General features: G+C 30.1%; 21 protein-coding genes and 2 pseudogenes. 9 read left to right on the plus strand and 14 right to left on the minus strand.

The genetic code is table 11. The features are described from left to right. Positions 1–34 precede the first annotated feature (34 nt). The 4 genes from JX000_RS07070 to JX000_RS07085 are packed head-to-tail and all read right to left on the minus strand — an operon-like array spanning position 35 to position 4,155. On the minus strand, positions 35–838 hold the full coding sequence (locus JX000_RS07070; protein ID WP_206140552.1) for a Cof-type HAD-IIB family hydrolase: 804 nt from the start codon (positions 836–838) through the stop codon (positions 35–37). 53 nt (positions 839–891) lie between these two features. Beyond that, positions 892–1,806 (minus strand): homoserine kinase, encoded by a 915-nt coding sequence (thrB, locus tag JX000_RS07075; RefSeq protein WP_075778836.1) that lies wholly within the window; start codon positions 1,804–1,806, stop codon positions 892–894. Position 1,807: 1 nt separating this feature from the next. Beyond that, positions 1,808–2,869 (minus strand): threonine synthase, encoded by a 1,062-nt coding sequence (gene thrC / locus JX000_RS07080; protein ID WP_049424810.1) that lies wholly within the window; start codon positions 2,867–2,869, stop codon positions 1,808–1,810. A 5-nt stretch (positions 2,870–2,874) separates the two neighbouring features. Continuing rightward, positions 2,875–4,155, minus strand: a complete 1,281-nt coding sequence (locus JX000_RS07085) for a homoserine dehydrogenase (RefSeq protein WP_107536129.1) — start codon at positions 4,153–4,155, stop codon at positions 2,875–2,877. A 187-nt stretch (positions 4,156–4,342) separates the two neighbouring features. Here JX000_RS07085 and JX000_RS07090 point away from each other — a divergent pair, with 187 nt between their 5' ends. Continuing rightward, positions 4,343–5,710 carry an aspartate kinase gene (locus JX000_RS07090; RefSeq protein WP_206141005.1) on the plus strand — a complete coding sequence of 456 codons (1,368 nt, stop codon included), beginning with the start codon at positions 4,343–4,345 and terminating at the stop codon, positions 5,708–5,710. Between the two features lie 54 nt (positions 5,711–5,764). Here JX000_RS07090 and JX000_RS07095 read toward each other — a convergent pair whose 3' ends face one another. Then, positions 5,765–6,364: a hypothetical protein gene (locus JX000_RS07095; RefSeq protein WP_049424816.1), complete on the minus strand. Its 600-nt coding sequence runs from the start codon at positions 6,362–6,364 to the stop codon at positions 5,765–5,767. A gap of 379 nt (positions 6,365–6,743) precedes the next feature. Here JX000_RS07095 and JX000_RS07100 point away from each other — a divergent pair, with 379 nt between their 5' ends. Next, the gene (locus JX000_RS07100) at positions 6,744–7,604 is read left to right on the plus strand and encodes a hypothetical protein (protein ID WP_002451288.1); all 861 of its coding nucleotides are present in this window, start codon (positions 6,744–6,746) and stop codon (positions 7,602–7,604) included. A gap of 72 nt (positions 7,605–7,676) precedes the next feature. On the opposite strand, the gene nucI is transcribed toward JX000_RS07100, so the two are convergent. Further along, on the minus strand, positions 7,677–8,207 hold the full coding sequence (nucI, locus tag JX000_RS07105) for a thermonuclease NucI (protein WP_049424818.1): 531 nt from the start codon (positions 8,205–8,207) through the stop codon (positions 7,677–7,679). A 133-nt stretch (positions 8,208–8,340) separates the two neighbouring features. Here nucI and JX000_RS07110 point away from each other — a divergent pair, with 133 nt between their 5' ends. Both JX000_RS07110 and JX000_RS07115 read left to right on the plus strand, forming a co-directional pair. Further along, the gene (locus tag JX000_RS07110; RefSeq protein WP_206140553.1) at positions 8,341–8,529 is read left to right on the plus strand and encodes a LapA family protein; all 189 of its coding nucleotides are present in this window, start codon (positions 8,341–8,343) and stop codon (positions 8,527–8,529) included. A gap of 186 nt (positions 8,530–8,715) precedes the next feature. Then, positions 8,716–8,880, plus strand: coding sequence for a hypothetical protein (locus JX000_RS07115; protein ID WP_002451285.1), 165 nt, complete (start codon positions 8,716–8,718; stop codon positions 8,878–8,880). On the opposite strand, the gene JX000_RS07120 is transcribed toward JX000_RS07115, so the two are convergent. The 6 genes and pseudogenes from JX000_RS07120 to JX000_RS07145 form a co-directional block, all read right to left on the minus strand. Next, positions 8,881–9,483: a response regulator transcription factor gene (locus tag JX000_RS07120; protein ID WP_206140554.1), complete on the minus strand. Its 603-nt coding sequence runs from the start codon at positions 9,481–9,483 to the stop codon at positions 8,881–8,883. It lies immediately after the preceding gene. After that, entirely contained in the window at positions 9,480–10,580 is a 1,101-nt protein-coding gene (locus tag JX000_RS07125) for a sensor histidine kinase (RefSeq protein ID WP_206140555.1), read from the minus strand. The genes JX000_RS07120 and JX000_RS07125 overlap by 4 nt, the downstream gene beginning before the upstream one ends. A 1-nt stretch (position 10,581) precedes the next feature. After that, positions 10,582–11,312 (minus strand): annotated as a pseudogene (locus tag JX000_RS07130) (ABC transporter permease). Continuing rightward, the gene (locus tag JX000_RS07135; protein WP_206140556.1) at positions 11,312–12,184 is read right to left on the minus strand and encodes an ABC transporter ATP-binding protein; all 873 of its coding nucleotides are present in this window, start codon (positions 12,182–12,184) and stop codon (positions 11,312–11,314) included. Before JX000_RS07135 ends, JX000_RS07130 begins: the two are co-directional and overlap by 1 nt. Before the next feature lie 162 nt (positions 12,185–12,346). Continuing rightward, positions 12,347–13,828 (minus strand): cardiolipin synthase, encoded by a 1,482-nt coding sequence (gene cls, locus JX000_RS07140; protein ID WP_206140557.1) that lies wholly within the window; start codon positions 13,826–13,828, stop codon positions 12,347–12,349. Positions 13,829–13,858: 30 nt separating this feature from the next. Beyond that, positions 13,859–14,062 carry a hypothetical protein gene (locus JX000_RS07145; protein WP_002451279.1) on the minus strand — a complete coding sequence of 68 codons (204 nt, stop codon included), beginning with the start codon at positions 14,060–14,062 and terminating at the stop codon, positions 13,859–13,861. 228 nt (positions 14,063–14,290) lie between these two features. On the opposite strand from JX000_RS07145, the pseudogene JX000_RS07150 reads away from it, so the two are divergent. The 5 genes and pseudogenes from JX000_RS07150 to JX000_RS07170 all read left to right on the plus strand — a co-directional run bounded on the left by JX000_RS07150 (position 14,291) and on the right by JX000_RS07170 (position 18,141). Then, positions 14,291–15,315: pseudogene (locus JX000_RS07150) on the plus strand (threonine aldolase family protein). Between the two features lie 94 nt (positions 15,316–15,409). Then, entirely contained in the window at positions 15,410–16,159 is a 750-nt protein-coding gene (locus JX000_RS07155; RefSeq protein WP_206140558.1) for a DUF4352 domain-containing protein, read from the plus strand. A 427-nt stretch (positions 16,160–16,586) separates the two neighbouring features. Next, entirely contained in the window at positions 16,587–17,075 is a 489-nt protein-coding gene (locus tag JX000_RS07160) for a PH domain-containing protein (RefSeq protein WP_124228339.1), read from the plus strand. 195 nt (positions 17,076–17,270) lie between these two features. Then, positions 17,271–17,831 carry an Ltp family lipoprotein gene (locus JX000_RS07165; protein WP_239682508.1) on the plus strand — a complete coding sequence of 187 codons (561 nt, stop codon included), beginning with the start codon at positions 17,271–17,273 and terminating at the stop codon, positions 17,829–17,831. Between the two features lie 55 nt (positions 17,832–17,886). Next, positions 17,887–18,141, plus strand: a complete 255-nt coding sequence (locus tag JX000_RS07170; protein WP_206140559.1) for an Arm DNA-binding domain-containing protein — start codon at positions 17,887–17,889, stop codon at positions 18,139–18,141. A gap of 270 nt (positions 18,142–18,411) precedes the next feature. On the opposite strand, the gene glnA is transcribed toward JX000_RS07170, so the two are convergent. Further along, positions 18,412–19,752, minus strand: coding sequence for a type I glutamate--ammonia ligase (gene glnA / locus JX000_RS07175; RefSeq protein ID WP_002451270.1), 1,341 nt, complete (start codon positions 19,750–19,752; stop codon positions 18,412–18,414). A 19-nt stretch (positions 19,753–19,771) separates the two neighbouring features. Next, positions 19,772–20,137 carry a MerR family transcriptional regulator gene (locus JX000_RS07180; protein ID WP_002451269.1) on the minus strand — a complete coding sequence of 122 codons (366 nt, stop codon included), beginning with the start codon at positions 20,135–20,137 and terminating at the stop codon, positions 19,772–19,774. Positions 20,138–20,298 lie beyond the last annotated feature (161 nt).

The following is a 20,298-nucleotide window of genomic DNA, read 5'->3' on the forward strand; positions in this document are numbered from 1 at the left end:
TCGCGTTACCATCAAGATACCTAGGTCTATTTAATTATAAAAGACGTTTTAAAGCATGTGGAATGCCATTAGAATTATTATCTAAAGTTACTTCATCCGCAATATTTTTTAATTCGTCACTTGCATTACCCATAGCTACGGCATGACCAACAACCTCTAACATGGATTGATCATTTAAACTATCACCAAATGCAACCACTTCTTCAAGTGAAATATCTAGTTTTTTACATAATGCTGTAATAGCATTACCTTTTGAAACATCTCTTGCCATAAACTCTAAAAAGAAGGGCTTACTTGTAGTAACATCAATGTCCTCATTAAAGAAACCATTCAAGTCGATACGCGCTTCAGTAATATTACCTACATAATCGACGCCCATAACTTTTGGCACACTATGTGTAATATAAGATTTAATATCTTCCACACGTTTCATCGGTAGACCAGTTAATTCTGATTCAATATTCATGTATTCATGATCGCCATCATAAATAATATAACCTTCGTCATAAGTTAATACTAAAAAGCCTTTTTCACGGCAATAATCTACAATCGCGTCAAAATTTTCTTTAGATACGCTTTGACTTACTTCTACTTGTTCTGTAGTCATATTAATTGTTTTACCACCGTTATAACTAATAATATAACTTTCATGTTCATTTAATTTCAATGTTCTTGCTAAAGGTAACATCCCTTCAGTTGGTCTTCCTGAAGCTAAAACAACTTTATATCCTTTGTCTTGAATATCAATAAGATAAGATTGTGTTTCTGGAGATACTTGATTCTCACTATTCATTAGTGTGTCATCCATATCCATTACGATTACTTTATATTTACTCATGTTATTTCGAATCTCCTTTCAATGACTTATCTATATTTTACATCAAAACAAGCTCACTGGTACACTACTTCTTCAATGACACCAACTTCATTGATAGTCACTAATTCTGAGATACAATGTGACATGTCTTTCTTTAAAGTTCTTACTATTTCACCACTATGTTCACGTGGACTCATCGTTAATACTGTTGGTCCCGCACCACTAATGACAGTTGCATATGCATTGTGTGCTTTAGAAATTTGTCTAATTGTTGCAAATTCTGGAATTAAATGTTGACGATAGGGTTCATGAAAACCATCTTGTTCCATCATTTTTCCAGCTAATTCATATTTGTGTTGTATTAATGCACAGATCATTGTATTACTGATTGCACTATTTCTTACTGCATTAGAATGTGAAAAAGTATTTGGTAATGCTTGACGAGAATCTTCAGTTTTAAGTTCATAAGGTGGTATTGTTAGTATGATATCTACTTTAGGTACATCAATACGTGCAACATCTGTCACTTTAGTATCTGGATTATAATAACCAGAAATTAATCCACCATATATAGTAGGCGCTACATTATCAGGATGACCTTCAAACTCAGTTGCAAGTTGAAGTAATTCATACTGAGATAATTGAATATTTCCGAAATAGTTAGCAATATAGAGTGCACCTACTAACGCTGAAGCTGAAGAACCTAAACCTCTTGCTAAAGGTATATCACTTCTCATATCGATACTTAACGCTGGTAACTCTACATCATATTTATTAGCAACTTTTTGAGCGACCTGATAAATATAATTGGACTTATCCTTTGGTAAACACTCTAATTCTTCATTAAAGTAGTTAAATTCCCAATTATCACCTTGAATTGCTTTGACGTTCATATGAAGATATTTATTTAATGCCATACCAATTGAATCAAATCCAACACCTAAATTTGCAGTTGAAGCGGGAATTTTCAACTTTAACATAGCTTCCATATTATAAAGCTCCTTTAATATACTGAATGATGCTTTCTTTATCATTAGGAAGTGGTTGAATTGGGTTGTCTAGTAAAGAAATAGCTGTGTCTGGATCTTTCAAACCGTTTCCTGTTAAAACAGCTACAACTTTTTTGCCTTGTGGTAAGCGACCAGCACGTTTTAATTTAATTAAACCTGCAATTGAGGCATTACTAGCAGGTTCACTGAATACCCCTTCCTTAGATGTCATCATTTGATAAGCTTCTAAGATTTCTTCATCTGTCACACTATCAATTAAGCCATTTGATTCGTTTAGTGCATTAGTCGCTTTCTCCCAACTCGCAGGATTTCCAATACGAATAGCAGTAGCGACTGTTTCTGGATTTTTAATGACCTTATTTTGAACGATTGGTGACGCGCCTTCTGCTTGGAAACCAAATAATTGTGGTAGTTGACTACCTTTTTTCTCATGATATTCCTTGAAACCTTTCCAATATGCAGTTATGTTACCTGCATTCCCAACTGGAATCGCCAAAATATCTGGCGCTTCTCCGTCAAGTTGTTCTACTAACTCAAAGGCACCCGTTTTCTGCCCTTCTATTCTAAATGGATTAACAGAGTTCACCAATTCAATATCGCCATTTTTAGCAATTTCTTTTACTATTTCTAAAGCTTCATCAAAATTTCCTTCGATAGATACGATTTCCGCACCATACATTACTGCTTGTGATAATTTACCTAAAGCAATTTTACCTTCAGGAATAACTACTATTGCTTTTAATCCTGCTCTCGCTGCATATGCCGCTGCAGATGCTGACGTATTCCCTGTTGACGCACAAATAACAATTTTTTTACCTTGTTCTTTTGCTTTAGTTACAGCCATAACCATGCCTCTATCTTTAAAAGAACCTGTTGGGTTCGCCCCTTCATATTTCACGTATAATTCAATTCCAAGCATTTCCGACATATTTGCACAATAAATTAACGGTGTATTACCTTCATTCAACGTTAATTGAGGTGTTTGATCATTTACAGGTAAATATGTTTCAAATTCTCTAACTAAACCTTGCCATCTTTTCATAAGTATTAAACCCCTTCTACTGGATAAACTTTATTAACATCAAATCCTGCATCATTTAATAATTGTTCAGGTGATTGATCTAATCCTAAAATTACTATTGCATACGTATCTGCGTCACGCTTAGTTACCTTTAATGATTTATGGAATGGTAAATGTGATTTAAGCTCTTTTTCTAACTTTTCTTCAGACTGTGCTTGAGATTTAAGCACTACATAAAAGTTTAACTTTTCTTGAACAAGAACAGCTTCTTCATTATCCATCATTTCTCTTGTCTCTTCAGTTTTCAATTCAAAATGAGGTGGTAGCGTATGTAAATTTGATTCAAAGAATAAAGCAACATTCAGTAAATCACTCACTACAGCACTGCCTGTAGCTAAACTACCTGCACCTTTACCATAAAACATTGTATCGCCTACAGCATCACCAATGACATAAATGGCATTATACTCATTTTCAACTGCCGCAAGTTGATGCTTTTCATCGATCAAAGTAGGTTCTACGGATGCATTAACCTTTCCATTATTATAAGTTCCCTTACCAATCAATTTAATTTTATATCCTAGTGCCTTTGCCGCATTGATATCACTTAATGTCGTATTTCTAATACCTGTCAATTGAACATCATTAAGTTTAATCACTTGGTTAAATGATAGATAAGACGTAATTACTACTTTTCTAGCGGCGTCTACACCATCTACATCGTCTGTTGGATCAGCTTCAGCAAAACCTAGACGCTTAGCTTCCTCAAGTGCATCTTCAAATGTTGTTTGATCTTGAGTCATCTTTGAAAGAATAAAGTTTGATGTTCCATTTAAAATCCCCATAAATTTAGATATATTATTGGCATTCAAACCATTATTAATTGCATTCACAATAGGAATACCACCTGCAACACTAGCTTCAAATTTTAAAGCAACACCGTTAGCTTCTGCCAAATCTTCAAGTAATTTTAAATGTACTGCTAATAAATCTTTATTCGCAGTAATGACATGTTTTTTATTCTTTAAAGCACTACGTAACCAATCAACTGTAGGTTCAATGCCTCCCATAACTTCCACAACAATATCAATAGTGTCATCATTTAAAATTTCATTTACATCTTCAGTTAAGTGATATTGACTAATATTTAATGGACGTTTCTTAGATTTGTCACGAACAAGTATATGTTTGATAACAATATCTTTATTGAGCGTATCTTTAATTTGTTGCCTATTCTCTTCAATAATTTTAACAACGCCTGATCCTACAGTACCTAAGCCAAGTAATGCAATATTTAATTCCTTCATGTTGCTGTACCTCCTTGTTCACTTGAGAAAAACAAATGTATCGTTGAAAAATACTATATGATGGTATAGTATAGAATTATTCTTAATTTTTGTAAAGTTCACAATAATGAAAATATAACTTTATAGTACCACGCTCCACCGAAAAACTAAATAAAATTTTCTGATTTTTTAGAAAGGTTGTTTTATTATAAAAGTAGCTAAATTTGGAGGCAGTTCAGTCTCTAACGCCAAGCAAATTAAAAAAGTATTAAAAATTGTTAATGATGATCCAGAACGTAAGATTATTATCGTTTCTGCTCCAGGAAAACGTTCAAGTGATGATATTAAAACGACTGACTTACTCATTCGTTTATATGAAAAAGTCATCAACAACATTGACTATCAACATAAAAAGCATGAGATTATTCAACGTTATGCAGATATTGTTGAAGAATTAGATATGGACCGTGATATTCTTACTACAATTGATGAAACTTTGGAAAAACATATCCGTGAACTTAAAGATAAACCTGCACGTCTTTATGATGCTATTGTGTCATGCGGCGAAGACTTTAATGTACAACTTATCGCAACTTACAACAATAGCCAAGGTGTTCCTACTAAATATATTTCACCGAAAGATGCAGGTATTTTAGTCACTGATTTACCTAAACAAGCTCAAATTTTAGATTCTGCCTATGAACAAATATTCAAATTAAATGATTACAAAGAGAAATTAATCATTCCTGGATTCTTTGGCGTTTCCAAACATAATTTTATAGTTACTTTTCCTAGAGGTGGCTCAGATATTACGGGTGCTATTATTGCTCGAGGTGTTAAAGCATCCCTATATGAGAACTTTACAGATGTATCTGGTATATTCAAGGCAAATCCTAACATTATTAAAAATCCTGAAATTATCGAAGAAATAACTTATAGAGAAATGCGTGAACTTTCATACGCTGGTTTTAGTGTATTCCATGATGAGGCGCTACAACCTTTACATAAAGACCGCATCCCTGTTGTTATTAAGAATACAAACCGTCCTGAAGATAAAGGCACATTTATCTTACATGATAGGGAAATCAATTCTAAAAATGTTATAAGTGGTATTAGTTGTGATAAAGATTTTACTGTTATTAATATCAAAAAATACTTGATGAACAGACAAGTTGGTTTCACAAGAAAGATTTTAGGTGTTCTTGAAGATTATAATATTTCATTTGATCATATGCCTTCAGGTATAGATAATATCAGTCTTGTCATGCGCTCTGACCAAATAAGAGATGTAGAAAGTCGTGTACTAAACGATATACAAAGACATTGTGATGTTGATGAATTGAGTATCGATCACGACCTTGCAATTTTAATGATTGTTGGTGAAGGAATGAATAGAGTTATTGGTACTGCCAGTAAAATTACCCATGCACTTGCAGAATCTAATATTAATTTAAAAATGATTAACCAAGGGGCATCTGAAATTTCAATGATGTTTGGTATCAAATTAGAAGACGCAGAAAAAGCTGTAAGAGCAACATATGAATTCTGTTATCATGGTGTTTGCATAAAAGATTAATTAAAAAAGCAACTTTCTAAATAGGACAAAATCTAGTCCTTTAGAAAGTTGCTTTTAAGCTTCTAATATCTTTTTATTATTTAAAATAGCTTCTTTAATTCTTTTTTCACCCACAACAAGTTTAAGAATGAAAAATTGATAGTAACTCAATGAATCAATTACTTTTTTATAATTCGAGAATTGATGATAGTTTTGGTTATCTAATAAATCATACATCAGTACGATTTCCGGTTTAATATAATCCACATCATAATTTAATGAATGGAAATAAATATTATTCTTAGGCAAACGAATTTGGGAATTCAACCTAAATATCCACTCATCATTCACAACATCATATACAAAAATCTCCATAATTTGACGCTCTTCATCATAAACATTTGCATGTGTAATTTCTTTTAATGACATGTTATGACTATCGGAACATTCACCAGCTTTATTAAAAAGGCGAACATTAAAATAATTAGGTATAGCTTTGACAACATCTATTAACTTTTTTCGTTCTACACAAATATCTACTTTTGAAGGTAGTTCAAGGTCATCACTTAAAAATAACTGCATTGCTACAACACCATGAAATTTGAAAGATTGTGATGATGATTGAATTAATGCTTCAACTAAAGTTTGAGTATTTGAATGTTCTTCCATATACATGTACACCACCTTCTTAGTAAACGCTTTCATAACCTATATTATACCTTCTAGCTACATCTTTTTCAATTGATTATTTGTGAACAATTAGTAAAAATTATATTTAATATCTTGATAAATTTTTATTATTTTATCTTAATTGGTGGTTACTCCAATGGTTATTTATTAAAAGTGTCTATAACGTTAAAATTTCAAATATTATTCTTAATTTCACTTACAATAGATTGAACATCATTAAATGTAAGTTTATAATCAATATTGAGTTATCAATTGTGTGATTTTGATTATATATATTATTTTCTTTTTCATAAAAATTAATATTTCATATCACTATCATACATATGCATTACTGTTTAAATCTAAATAGATTCGGGTGAAAATTATGTCAACTTTATCGATAATTCTAATAATTATCATCATTGTTTTGATTATCGCATTTTTCTTGAATCAACAGTATTTAAAAAGTAGAGTTGAAACTGAAGAATATGCAAAAAATCAAATCGTAGCCAAAAATTCAGCTTTAAGTGAGGAAAATCTTTCTTTAAAAAATCAAATGCTAAGTACCAACAAAGGCATTAGCCCACATGCATTCAAAAATGCGAAGCGTGATTTACGAGGTATCTTAGATCAATTTGTGGAAAGTGGTCAATTAAATGTATATAACATTATAGCAACGAGTAACCTTGCCACTAAACATCCATTATTTGATTATGTAAGATCATTTGATTTCATTATTGTTACTGATGTCGGTTTAATCAATGTTGATGTTAAACATTGGAACCAAAAAACTTTCTATCATTTTGATGTGCCTGATAAGCATATTAATTTAGACCAACAACCTCTAAATAGAGATAAAATAGTTGGACATTATATTAGTGAACAGTATCATAAACAATTCAATACTACTCGTGAAGGTGTCTATACATTCATTGAAATGCTTCAAGATAATCGAGTGATTTATGAATTTTATGATTATGATCCATACCAACAAGCTGCTAATAACGCTAAAGCATTAAAAGACCAAATCGAGTCACAGTTTAATTTCAAAATTCAAAGTATCGGTGTGGTTTATTTTAATGATGGAACTGTCAATATTATCGAAGGTTCTGAAGAAAGCGACAAATATGTAGACACAGTTTCAACTAAATCATCACTTGAAAAAGTGATTAGCGATGCAGTAAGTTTATCTAAACATCCACTAACTAAAGATCAAGTTGAACAAGTTACACAACAATTTAATTAAAATTGATATGATAAAAGGCCAATACATTTATGAAATGATATTCATAAATTGTATCGGCCTTTTTATTACATATTAACTCCAAATATTAACTTTGTTTTTCTTAGCTTCATTTTGAGCTTTTTTAAATACATCTCTATACTTGCCATTTGGCGCAAAGTACTTCTCTCTTGCTAAACCTTTTTCAATTAGTTCTTTATTATACATATGATCTTTATCTAGCCATACATATGCTAATGTTCTACCATATCTGTCATTTTTTTCTTTATCATATTCAAGATATACATCTTTATTGGTTAAAGTTTTCTTACTATAGTTTAAAGCTTCTTTACCATATGGTTGAACAGGTGTGTTCGGTTTAACTGTTTCAGGCGTATCAACACCAATTAAACGCACTTTAATATTTTTGTTGCCCTGTTTTGCTACAAATGTATCACCGTCAACTACCCTATCAATATGGACTTTTTCCTTTCCTTTTAATTCTGTGCTAGTATTTTCTGATTTAGATCCACTAAATGGTCCAGTATGATTAATAAATTGAAACAATAATACACAAACAACTATGATTACCAACACGAGTGTTGATAAAGACTTTTTCGATTTCATTGATGTCACCCATTCTTACTTATTTATCCTGACTAATCATAATGAATAATAATCATAGCGTCAATACTAAATAAAAATTTTTAAACAAGCATGACCATGATATAATAATCAATGATAGGAGTGAATTAACAATATGTCTAGTGAGAATAGAGTCACACTTATAGCAGTCATTGTGGCAGTTATAATAGGTATTGTAATGCAAGTTGTATTTAAATTCCCAACTATAGTTTCTGCCGTAGTTGCATTATTTTTAGGGATTTTTGTAGGATTTATCGTTTATTTAATTACTAATTTCATGGAAAAAGAAAACGATAGCAATTAATTTTATGAAATATCAATAATAAACAAAGCGTGCCATTGAAATCAAATTCAATGGCCTTTTTTCATTTCAAAAAAATATTTATTTTGTAACATTTATGTGAATATTAGAGGAATAATTTGTAAAATTTGTGGTATATAAAAATTAATAAAACAATTAATTTAATAAAATTTTTAGGAGGGGGAAATTATGGAAATTATAGATTGCATCATTGATAGCTATGAAATTACTTATAAAGTTAAAACACCCCAAAATCATACATTCGATCATACTTTAAGCATTGAAACACCAACTTATAAAGCAATTGAAATTTTAAAATTACTTTCAGAACATGTTGATAAACAACCAAGCTAATTATATCCACCCATTATTTGTGGCAATTTTCCAAGCATCAAAACGATTTTCTGCTTCAAGTTTATCAATAATAGATGAGGTATAATTACGTATTGTTCCATTTGATAAATATAATTTATCTGCAATATCCTTACTACTTAATCCATTACCGATTTCTCGTAAGACAACTTGTTCTTTGTGCGTTAATGGATTGGTGTACGTAATTAATGATGTCATCAAGCTATCACTATATTCTTTCTTCCCTTTAACTACCTTCTGAATAGTATTTACTAATTCATCTATGGATCGCTCTTTTAAAACATATGCATCTACATCATTTGCTACAGCTTTTTCAAAATATCCTGGTCTTTTAAAAGTTGTAACAATAATAATTTTGGTCTGTAATTTTAAAGTTTTAGATTCTGCTAAGACTTCAATACCTGTCTTACCTGGCATTTCTATATCTAGTATTGCAATATCAGGTTTATATGTTTTTATTAACTCTAATGCCCCATTACCATTTCCTACATCTGCTAATACCTTCAAATCATCATTTAATTCTATAAGTTGTACCATTGCTTTTCTAAGCATATGTTGATCTTCAGCTATAATCATTGTAATCACATCATTTCACCTCTAGGTACACAGATTGTTAGCTTAGTTCCATTGTGGTTTTCAATATTTAGTTCTCCGGTTAAATAATTTACTCTACTCCGAATACTACCAAGCTTTTCTTTATCTTTATTATTCATTCCTATACCGTTATCTTGGATAGTTAAAATAATGCAATTTTGATAATCACTTAAATTAATTTTAACTTCAGTTGCATTAGCATGTTTAATTATATTATTTATCGCCTCTTTTAAAATCATGGATACTAAAGCCTGTTTAGCTGGATTTAAAGATGCTACTATTTGTGTGTTAGAAAAAGCAAAATCAATTTGAGCATCTTTTAAAATTGTCGAGACAGCTTTGACTTCTTCTAGAAATGAAGGCGTTTGAAGATTTTCTATTATATTTCTCACTTTTTTTAACGTGTCTTTTGATAGTTCATTGATTGATTCTATTTCATCTCTAGCTTTAGTTGGTTGTTGATTAATCAGTTTCATAGCTAGCTCTGATTTTAATGTTAAACTTGCAAAAACGTGACCCAACGTATCATGTAAATCTTGTCCTATACGTGATCTTTCTTGTTCCGCTATTAGAATATTAATGTATTTATTCTGTTCTGTAAGTTTTTCTTTCATTTTACGCTCTTCTAAAGCATAAATATTCCCTACACACATTAAAAAAATGACCACAAAATAAATTGATAGAGGTAATGTTGCTTCATTTATAAAAATAAAAGTGATTCCTAGTGTTACTATCATCGCAATAACAAATGTAATAAAATATTTAGACTTAAATCCTTTTTTCAACATGAAAGGAATAGCAAATGCACTAAAGAAGAAAAATAATGCATTCATTGGTTGTTTACATATAACAAAATAATCTAATAATATATAGTGAATCAGAAACAGTGTATATAGTGTTTTATCACTCATGTGATTATAGTAAAAGACAATTGTGATATAATCAATTGCAAAAATGATTAGAATCAGTAAATATTCCAATTTGGGTCTGTCAATACTGTAATCGATAAGGTTTAATATCGGAAAAATCAAATAAATTAAAGGAGTTATTCTAGTTCCAATTTTTGTCCAAACGGATACATTTGCCATATTAATCCACTGCTTTCTGTTTATTAATCAGTATTGCGATAATTAAAAATATCACGCTATAAAAAATATTATTCCAAAAGAAGTAAAATCGAGACTATCACCTTTACTTAAACGATAAGCCAAATGTTTAAGATGATAAGTAGGTGTTAATTTAGAAATAGTTTGTAACCAATTAGGAAATGTGTTAGTTGGGAACCATAAACCTCCTAAAATCGCTAATCCTATACCTATTAAGTTAGCAATACTGCTTGCTTTTTGAGTATCGTTAAATTGAGCAATAATTAAACCTAATGTTAACAACAAACTAGCACCTATCCATAATATAACTGCAGATTTTATCCACTTTATCATTTCCATATTTACGTTATTATAAAAATGTGCTACTACAAATATTAATACAATAGCTAATAAAAACTGAAAAGTAGTCTTACTAACTTTAACCAAATAATATGACGTTATATTGAGAGGTGTGGTCATAAGATGCTTAAACCACCCATTTGTTCTTTCTTCAATCATATCAACAGGAAATGAAATCAAACAAAAGTTCATACAACTAAATACTACCATACTATACATATATTCCTTATAAAATATTATTCTTTCAGATTTAGGCAAATCTAATATAGAAGTGAATAAAAGATAAAAAAATAGTGGTAAACATATGGACATAATTAAATATAATCTTTTCCTAAGTAGAACTTTAAATTCGATTGTAAAATAAGACATTAGCATTATATTTCCTCCTCACTGATATTCGACTTATTAAATAGCACTTCTAATAGAGATGATTTATATATTTCAATTTCATTTAAATCAATATTCTGATTCATCATTTCAATTAATATGTCCTTGACTTGTTTTGTTTTAATTTCGAACTTTTGTTCTAATTTTTTGAATATAAAATTAACAGCCAGTTTTTGAACTTCATCTTTATATTTAAGTGGAATATATATGTAAGATGCTTTTTCTAAAGACTTTATTTTATTTATATCCCCCTTAATTTTAATATGACCATTTTCTAATAAAGCAATTTGATCAGCCATTCTTTCTACTTCCTCTATATAATGTGTGGTATATAAGATGGTCATACCTTCACTTTTAAATCGATTGATTATTTTCCAAAAATGTTCTCTCGTTTCAATATCCATTGCAGTGGTTGGCTCATCTAATATAAGTAACTTTGGTCTACCTGTAACTGTTAAGGCAAAATCTAAAATTCTTTGTTGACCACCAGAAAGCTTTGAAGCCCATTGATTTAACAATTGTTCGTCAAAGTTAGTGATACTCATAAATTCTTCTTTAGAAATATGCTCTTGATATAAACTACAATATAAATTAAATAACTCTTTTACTTTTACTAATTTAGGAAAATGTGTCTTTTGGTATAAAACAGCCATTTGTTTTCTATTAATTAAACTATGTTTATCAATAATTTCACCAAATTCAATTGTTTTATTACCAATAATAATATCGATTAATGTTGATTTTCCTGCCCCATTTTTGCCAATGAGTGCCGTGCAAATACCATCTTCTATATTTAAGTTAATATTTTCAAGTACATTGACATCGTTAAATTGTTTACTTAAATGATTTATTTTTATCATTTATACCACCTCTTTTTTGAGTTGAATACAGAATATCAAGTTTGTATAACTCAAAATAGTAGCGTTTGTCATAATTTAGATATGACATTTGTCACATAGTTTACATAATATACTTATAATAAATAATAAAACTGCCACCATTAGTGACAGATTTTTTGTTTATTATAAAATTGGTGAAATAAGTTTAGCTAAATCTTCTTTAATTTTAATTTTTAATGAACGATTTCTATAGCCTTCTATTGTTAATTCTTTTGACTTTTTAATATCTTCTTTATAAGCTTGTTTGATTTTTTTAGCTATCTCTTTATCATATACAAATGCATTAACCTCAAAGTTTAATTCAAAACTTCTATAGTCCATGTTTGCTGAACCGACTGACACGACCTCATCATCAATTAAACATACTTTAGAATGTAGGAATCCATTTTCATATGTATAAATATGGACACCACTTTCTAATAATTGTGCCGCATTCGCAAATGTTGCCCAATAAACAAATGGGTGGTCTGGCTTACAAGGAATCATTAAATGTACCTCAATACCAGTCGCTGCTGCCATTTTCAAAGCATTGATATATGAATTATCTGGAATAAAATAAGGCGTTTGTATATAAATCGACTTTTTCGCTTTCATAATCATTTTAGTATAACCAAATTCAATTTGATGCCAATCTTCTGCTGGACTACTCGCCACAATTTGCATAGGTACATGTCCATCTTGCACATGCTTTTTCGGGAAATATCTATCGTTATATTCGAATTGTGGTCTATGTGCTTGTGAATTCCAGTCCATCATAAATCGAGTTTGTAAACCATCAACTGCATCTCCAGCAATTCTAAAATGCGTATCTCTCCAATAACCTAATTTACCTAAACCAAGATAATCATCACCAACGTTGAAGCCACCTATATAGCCAACTTGTCCATCAATGACTACAATTTTACGGTGATTACGGTTGTTCATTCTAAATTTGATAATAGGTAATTTAGAAGCAAAAAACGCCTCAACTTCTCCGCCTAATTCATTAAAGTGTTTAAAATTAGCTCTTCCAACTTTTTTAGAACCGACATCGTCATATAATAATTTGACTTCTAAACCTTCTTTCAGTTTTTCCTCTAATGCTTTGATGATACGTTTACCTAAGCCATCCAATTCGAAGCCAAAGTATTCTAAATGAATATAATCTTTAGCATTTCGAATATCTTCTAACATTTGATCATATAATTCATGACCATCTGTAAAAACATCAAGTTGGTTATTTTCAGTAATAAATCCATCTTGATTCATAAGTAACATTCGTACTAGGTCATGGTGTTTCGCTACTAATTCGTTATCAGTACCATAATTGTGTTCATCAAAATCCTTAATCTGTTTATCAATAAGTTCATTAAAGGCATCTAATTCTTTACCATTATTTTTATCCAACTTACGTTTAGACACTGTACGTCCAAAGAATAAATAAAGGATAAAACCAATTAAAGGTAATACAAATAGTACAAATAACCACGCCCATGTAGAACTTGCACTACGTCGGTTTCTCTCCAAAAATATAATAATAAATGCTAAAACAACATTAATTACAAAACCTATTGCAAGTAATATCGTAAAAAGCATACCCAAATCATGAGAAAACTTTAATTCCATAAACATATACTCCTAACGACATATTATCTTTTAATTTGACTCATTTTTGACTAAAGTCACAAAAGCAGTGAAATCTTCCTCAATATTTGGAAACTTTTGTTCTTCAGTCTGTTTAATTGTAACATTTAACAAACGATAATTTGCCCCTTCTTCTGATTTTAAAAATTCATTTAAAGTACTTTCTAATTTTTCTAAACTACTTTCTGTAAAAGTCTTAAATTTAATTTGTTCCATATTCTAATCCCCTTTTCTTTTTATTGATTAAATGATACGGCTTTTCCAAAAATAATTCAATAAATAGCGAAAGCGACAAAAGGAATTAAATATATTTCGACATTATATTGCTCGGAATATATTTGAAATATATTTAAAATAAGATATAATATATTCATCCATCTTAGTTGTCAGAATAATCTAACTAATTAAGGAAAGTAATTCATTGTAATATTGGAGGGAAAGTAAATGTTATCTTTTGAAAATGACTATTTAGAAGGTGCACATGAAAAAGTTTTACAACGTTTAATTGAAACAAATCGAATTCAAGCTCCAGGATATGGTTTTGACCAATTTACGGATCTAGCTATCCAACAAATTAAACATAAAATTAAATGTCCTGATGCAACGATTCGTTTTTTAGTAGGAGGTACGCAAACAAATCAAGTCGTGATAAACTCCATGTTAGAAAGCTATGAAGGTGTTATCTCAGCAGATACAGGTCATGTTGCAGTACATGAAGGTGGCGCAATCGAATATAGTGGACATAAAGTACTGACAATCCCTTCATCAGAAGGAAAAATCACTGCCAACGGTGTTGAAGATTATATTGAAACATTTAATAGTGATTTTAAACGTGATCATATGGTCTTTCCTGGTATGGTATACATTTCCCATCCTACTGAATACGGTACATTATATTCAAAAAATGAATTAGAAGCACTATCTAACGTTTGCCAAAAACATAATCTCCCCCTTTTTATGGACGGTGCGCGCTTAGGTTATGGTTTGATGAGTGATCAATCAGATATGACTATTGAAGATGTTGCGAATTTCTGTGATATTTTTTATATCGGTGGAACTAAAATCGGTGCATTATGTGGAGAAGCAGTTATATTTACGAAGCAGAACGAACCCAAACATTTTACGACACGTATTAAACATCATGGTGACCTTTTAGCTAAAGGACGATTAACCGGCATACAATTTCTTGAATTATTTACAGATGATTTATATTTCAAAATTAGCCGCCATGCGATAGAAATGGCCAATAAAATGAAAGAAGGTTTCCTTAAAAAAGGATATCGACTATATTTTGATTCACCCACTAACCAACAATTCTTCATTTTAAGTAACGATAAAATTAATGAATTAAAACAAAAAGTAAAATTTGCCGTTTGGGAAAATATGATGATCAACATCGAGTTGTAAGATTTGCGACAAGTTGGGCCACAACTGAAGAAATTGTAAATCGATTATTAGAATTGATATAGAAATTAATTATCAAATATGTTATATTCCTATACAAATAGTTTGTTTATTAATTAAATAAATTATTTTTATATTTATAGGTAGGAGCTGAATAATATGCAACAAGAAAAAACACCTTGGTACCAAAAAACAGGTATAATAATATTATTTTTAATAATATTTTTTCCAATAGGCTTATTTTTAATGTATAAATATGCTAATTGGAAACTTTGGGTAAAATTATTAATAACTATTATTATTACTTGCATGATCATCGTTAATTTTACACAGGAAAAAACTGATATGAAAAATGGTGATAATCAAGTTTCGAAAAGTGATCAAAATGATAATAAAGACTCTAATAATAAAAATAAAAGTAAATCAAATGACAATAAAGACTCTAGCAATGAAACTAAAAGTAAACCAGTTGATAAATTGGAAAAATCAAATTATAAAATTGGAGACACCTTAAAATTTGATAAAATTGAAGTTACTATTCTAGATAAAAGTACTGCAAAAAGTGTTGGAACACCAGGACTTGAAAAAAATGCAAACGGGGAATACTTAATCTTAGATGTAACTGTGAAAAACAATAGTAATAAACCTGTTAACATTTCTGATTCATTTTTTAAATTAATTAATGGTAGTAAGCAATTCCAAGCTGATGGTAGTGCGAGTTTATCTGCCAATCAAGCTATTTCCCCTGATAATTTAGGATTCTTTGGAGAAAAAATCAACCCAGAAAGTAAAAAGCAAGCTAAAATAGTTTTTGATGTAAATCAAAATGTTATTACACAAAATAATCTAATGCTACAAGTACAATCAGGTTTATTTGGAACAGAAAAAGAGAAGGTTTCATTAAACTAATTATTATGCAATAAAGTGTCATAACTATATTAATAATTCAATTTAGACTTTCTACACTTAATTGGACAACTTTAATAAGTAGAACTTTGGTTAAATTAAGTGTAGTCGGTTCTAAATTAAGAATTTGAATTCACTTAGCAATAAAATTAGTACAAATTTTCGTTTTTTTCCAATAATACATATAATATTAAAATGTATTCAAATAAAAAATGATATCGCTTTCCTAATTCCTTATGACAAACTGAAAGCATTTCTTTCTAATATTGATCATGTATTTCAGATGATCTAACCCATATTTAAAATTTGATTTTAATTTTATACTACTAAATTTAACCTACTATAAGTATTTATTCCCCCACGATTCCATTTTTAAAAATATACATTTTCTAATTCCAATTTTAAAACAATAAAACAAGGAGTGAGCTAATTGGCAAGTAAAGTTAAAAATTTAAATTTAGTTGAAAATACAATTTTGCATGAAGATGAAACAATTGTACAGGCTATTTCAGGATTATATGAAACAAGTATGCTAGGTAGTGATACAGTCAAAAATGGAGTGTTAGTTGCTACTGAATATAGAGTTATATTTTATGCTAAAAGATTAAGTGGATATGACTATGAAAACTTTGATTATGATAAAATTTCCACTTTTGAACTAAGTAAAAAATTCACTGGTCATGTTATCACATTTTATTCTAGTGGTAATAAAGTGAAAATGAGTTTTATCAATGACAATAATGTGAAAGATTTTATTAAATACGTTAATAAAATGATGAATAATAAAACATCTGAAATTGAAAGTAAAAATCCTGAAACAGAAAAACTTTTGCAAATAAAATTGTTGAAAGAATTACTAGATATGAACGCCATCACAGAAGAAGAATTTAATCAAAAGAAAGAAATACTTTTGAAATAACTATAAATTTATGGAGGTATATAAATGCATCAAGAATCAACAAAATGGTATAAAAACGCATGGTTTATTATTTTATCTTTAATATTTATTTGACCAGTTGTTCTATTTTTAACGTAGAAATATACATATTGGAAAACATGAGCTAAGATTTTAATAACAATTATCGTAACTTTAGTATTTATTGGTAGTTTTGGAATGTTTTCAGAAGAAAATTCACAAGAAAACAAGCAAACAGTTAAGCAAAATAAAACACATAATGAGCAGAAAAAAAGCAATGAAAATTTTAAAGAAAATGATGATAAGAATCATTCAAAAAACAAAGAAACAGTAAAAACTAACGATGAATCTACTGACATTTCAGTTAACCAATCTAATACAAAAACAAAAAATGAAAGCAAAAATGACTTAACCAATTCAGAAACAGCAAATAATCAAGATAATATTAGTAATACACGTGAAGAAAAAGCTGCGCTTAACTCTGCTGAAGTATATTCAACCCATATGCACCTATCTAAAAAAGGTATCTATAAACAATTAACTTCTGAATATGGTGACAAATTCAATCCAGAAGCTGCACAATATGCTATTGATCATTTAAAAGCAGATTATAATTCTAATGCATTAGAAACTGCAAAGTCATACGTTAAACATATGAATCTGTCTACGAATGAAATTTATGACCAACTAATATCAGAATATGGAGAACAATTCACTCCTTCCGAAGCACAATACGCAATTGGTCATCTATATAAATAGATTCTATTGGGCAGGTCTCCTGCCCTTTTATATACATTAAGGAGGAGTGCATAATATGGCATCTTTCCAAAAAAGAGACAAATATTATCACTTTAGAATTTATTATGTAGATAATCTTGGTAAAAAAATCATTTGTAAATCTCGATTCAGAACAATAAAAGAAGCTAAAAAAGCTGCAATTGAGACAGAAAATAAATGTTTTAAGAAGAGTAAAATTTACGCAAAAGAAATGATTAGATTATTATCTAGAAACGTAGTAAAAAATAAAGTAAGTGACAATTCTTTTGAAATAAAGCAATCTCTAATATGACAGAAACAGTAAAAAAATAAATATCAATAAAAGATACAATCAATAGTGAAGTCTATAGTCATGTCACTAAAGAAATGAATGATAACGCAAAAGAAAACTTTGAGACATATATACGCAACATTTTTTGAATTCAGTTGCCCAAAAGTTGCCCAGTCGATAAAAAAGTACTCATCTCAATGTTCAAAGTTGCCCATTTTCAAACAAAAAAGAGCTAAAGCAAAATTGCTCTAGCCCTTGATATAACGACATTCCCCAATGTTGTTTAGCGTTTTAGTATTGTTTCATATATTGCTCGCGTTCCCATTCAGAAACTTGAGTTCTGTAATAATCCCATTCAATTGATTTTGAATTGATGAATTGGTTATAGATATGATTACCTAACGCTTTTTTGATTGTTGGATTTTCACGCATTGCTTTTAACGCAGTGTATAAAGTTGATGGTAAATCTTGGATACCAACAGCTTCACGTTCTTCACGATTCATTTCATAGATGTTTTGGTTTACTGGTTTAGGAACTTCTAATTTGTTTTTGATACCGTCTAATCCTGCTTCTAAGATTGCTGCTAATGCCATGTAAGGGTTAGCTGCTGGGTCAACTGAACGTACTTCAATACGAGTAGATAAACCTCTTGATGAAGGTACACGTACTAATGGTGAACGGTTTTTACCACTCCATGCAATATAACATGGCGCTTCGTAACCTGGTACTAAACGTTTATAAGAGTTTACTAATGGGTTACATACTGCAGTGAATCCACGTGCATTTTTAAGAATACCTGCAGTGAATTGGTACGCTGTTTCAGTTAATTCCATGTCGCCATTTGGATCATAGAATGCATTTTCTTTACCTTTAAATAATGATACGTTGAAGTGCATTCCGCTTCCGTTCACACCAAATAATGGTTTTGGCATAAATGTTGCATGCAAGTTATGTTTACGAGCGATTGTTTTAACTACCAATTTGAATGTTTGGATGTTATCACATGCTGTTACTGCATCTGCATATTTAAAGTCAATTTCGTGTTGACCTGGCGCAACTTCATGGTGACTTGCTTCAATATCAAAGCCCATGTCCTCTAATTCAAGAACGATGTCACGACGGCAGTTTTCACCTAAATCCGTAGGTGCTAAGTCGAAGTAACCACCATCATCATTTAATTCTAATGTAGGTTCACCTTTGTCATCTAACTTGAATAAGAAGAATTCTGGTTCAGGCCCTAAGTTGAAGTCTGTGAAACCTAAATCTTCCATTTCTTTTAAGATGCGTTTTAAGTTGGCACGAGGGTCACCTTCGAATGGTGTACCATCTGTTTTGAATACATCACAGATTAAACGTGCAACTTTTCCTTGACCAGCTGTCCATGGGAAGATAACCCAAGTATCTAAGTCAGGGTGTAAGTACATATCTGATTCTTCAATACGTACGAAACCTTCGATGGATGATCCGTCAAACATCATTTCGTTATCTAATACTTTTTCTAATTGACTTACTGGTACTTCAACGTTTTTAATTGTTCCTAAAATATCAGTGAATTGTAATCTTAAATATCTCACATTTTCTTCTTCAGCAAACTTACGAATATCGTCTTTTGTAAAACTACGTTTTGGCATACTTGAAATCCTCCAAATTTTATTTTATAAATCGGGATAAGTCTCCTCGATTTATCGGCAATGTTTCACCATATGGTTTTTGAGTTGCATCTACAATCATTTTCTTTCTAGTTTCATGTTCGTCTGATGATAAGTGATTCTCTTGTTTATGAATAATTTGTTTAATACCTTTAATGTTAAAGCCTTTTTCAATTAAAGATTTAATTTCTAATAATCTTTCCAAATCATTCAGCGAAAATAATCTCTTATTTCCCTCAGTTCTTTCCGGTTTAACAAGTTCATGTGTCTCGTAATAACGAATTTGTCTTGGACTTAATTCTGTTAATTTACTGACTACACTCATGGAGAATACAGCCATGTTTCTTCTAATAGAATCATTAGACATCGCTAACATCTCCTCCACTTTTGAACTTGTACTTAATTTAGCATAGTTTAGCTCAGATTACAAAAATATGTTAGGTTTTCTGACATGATAAGTAAACCCATTGATATGACTGCATTTTAGAAGCATTGAAATACCACCACGTAACAACATTCACAAAATTC

The sequence above is a fragment of the Staphylococcus sp. SB1-57 genome (assembly GCF_017086425.1).
Classification (GTDB): Bacteria; Bacillota; Bacilli; order Staphylococcales; family Staphylococcaceae; genus Staphylococcus; species Staphylococcus warneri_A.